The sequence below is a fragment of the Mycobacterium sp. NGS40 genome (assembly GCF_059812735.1).
This window is the reverse complement of record NZ_JCALDG010000081.1, coordinates 1-1,718: the sequence shown is the minus strand read 5'-3', so window position 1 is coordinate 1,718 and position 1,718 is coordinate 1. Positions and strand designations below refer to the sequence as shown.

General features: G+C 66.2%; 2 protein-coding genes. Both read left to right on the top strand.

Going from position 1 to position 1,718, the window contains the following annotated elements; all coding sequences use genetic code 11:
* Positions 1-1,315, top strand: a 1,315-nt coding sequence (locus AC5Y5O_RS31955) for a serine/threonine-protein kinase (protein WP_500028739.1), incomplete at its 5' end; no start/stop codon positions are given.
* Positions 1,316-1,349: 34 nt separating this feature from the next.
* Positions 1,350-1,718: protein kinase domain-containing protein (locus AC5Y5O_RS31950; RefSeq protein WP_500028738.1), on the top strand; the 369-nt coding region annotated here is incomplete at its 3' end.

Sequence of the window (1,718 nt, the reverse complement as noted above, 5' to 3'; positions counted from 1 at the left end):
GCGTCCCGACCTGGCCATCACCGATGCCGTGTTTGCCCGGGCTCTGGCGAAAGATCCGCGGCAGCGCTTCCAACGGTGCAGCGAATTCGCGGCGGCGTTGGCCGATCAACTCCGCTTGGCGCCGTCTTCACACAACGCGGCGGCTCAAGCAGGCGGCCAGCCGGCCGGCGAGACCCGGCCGTGGACGACGACGCGGCCTGATCGGACTCCACCGTCGTCTGAGCCGGTCGCCGCCGCGTTCACTGCGCCACCACAGCCAGCTGGGCGACCGCATCCAGGCCCGGGATGGCCGCCGACGCCGCCCAACCCGCATCATGAAGGCGCACCACCGCGGCCGGCACGACGGCGCCGGTGGCTACGGGCCGCGGCCGCGGCGGCCGCGGTGCTCGCTGCCGCCGGCGTGCTCGCGTATTTCGTCCTGCCGCACGGCGCTCAGACCTCCGCGCCACCGGGCACGACATCTGCTCAAGAGGCTGCCGGGCTGGCCGCGCAGCACTATCTCGAGGCGCTCTCGCGGGGGGACGCCGACACGGCTTTGTCGTTGGGCGCCACCGCCTCGGCCACAGCACAGTGGGTCAGCGCCGACGCCCTGCGCACCCAATTGGCGTCAACACCGATCACCGACATTACGGTCACCGCAGCTCCTTCGGCCTCCGGCGATGACCCGGCCAGCGTCCAGTACGTGATTTTGTCCGCCCGCTTCGGGCCGACCTCGTCGCAGACTCGTATTGCATTGCACCGCCACGGCAACGACTGGAAACTCGACACCGCTACCGTGCCTGTCGACATCGGAACGCCAGGCACCAGCAGTGCCTCGTTCAAGGCAGTCGCACTGTTCGGAATCGCAACGAACGGAACAACCCCGGTCTCGGTTTTCCCAGGCGCCCTTGCCGTCTCCTCGTCGAACCGCTTCATCGACATCACCGCCCAGGCGCCCCCGGTACTGCTGAATGCTTTGGGCGCCAACGCCACCCACCCCAGCATCCAACCTGTAGCTACCCTCAACGATGCTGGCCTGCAAGCCTCCAAAACGTCCATCGACAACTGGCAGCATTACTGCTACCAAGGTGTCGCCCCGCCACCGGAGTGCAACACCCTGGACACCGGTGACACCAAGGTATCGGTGATCGGTGCCGGTGATTTCTCCGACACCCGGTTTAGCTTCGATCCCAACACCATGTTGGTGACCGTATCAGGCAGCGTCGTGTACAACGCTCACTCACCAACCACCAGCAGGGTGATCTACAAAGCTAGCGGCACAGTCGATTTGACCAAAGATCCCCCGATGTATGGGTCCACCCCCATCCATCGCTAAACAGTCGAGCGTGAACTGAGGAAGGTGAGCCCCGATGCCGTTGAGCGAAGGTGCCTCGTTTGCCGGTTACACGGTGGTGCGGCTTTTGGGTGCCGGGGAGATGGGCGAGGTGTATTTGGCGCGCCACCCCCGGTTGCCGCGGCTGGAGGCCCTCAAGGTGCTACGCGCGGATCTGTCGGCCGACCCTAATTTCCAGAAACGATTCATCCGTGAGGCCGATCGTGCGTCGCAGCTGTGGCATCCCCACATCGTGGCGGTCCACGACCGGGGCGAATTCAACGGCCAGCTCTGGATCGCCATGGACTACGTCAACGGCCCCAATCTTCATACGGTCCTCACGCAACGCCAGGGCCTGGGCCTGCCGCCGGCCGAGGTGCTCGCCGTGGTCAGCGCCGTCGGCGCG